Here is a 244-nt window from a genome sequence, read left to right as displayed (position 1 = left end):
CTTCACGGCCAGAAATCATACCGTTTGCTCCCTCTTTTACTAAGCGTTCAGCTATTGCAAACCCTAGGCCCTGGCTCGAAGCAACAACCAAAGCTGTTTTACCTGTTAAATTCAACTCCATCGTGTTCGATTCCTCCTTCATAAATCAAAATCTATTACTAGTATACAGGATATATCGAGGGAATACTTGGTAAAAGTTCATAAAAAAAGAGACAGATTTAATCTGTCTCAGATTGTCGAGAAA

The 244-nt window shown here is 38.9% G+C and carries 1 pseudogene; it reads right to left on the bottom strand.

Going from position 1 to position 244, the window contains the following annotated elements:
* Nucleotides 1-121, bottom strand: a pseudogene (locus V7659_RS29305) (SDR family oxidoreductase); the annotation flags it as partial.
* Nucleotides 122-244: the final 123 nt, after the last annotated feature.

This window comes from Neobacillus drentensis, assembly GCF_036966985.1.
Classification (GTDB): domain Bacteria; phylum Bacillota; class Bacilli; order Bacillales; family Cytobacillaceae; genus Neobacillus; species Neobacillus drentensis_E.
The sequence above is the reverse complement of the archived record's forward strand: the minus strand, read 5'-3'. Positions and strand labels throughout refer to the sequence as shown.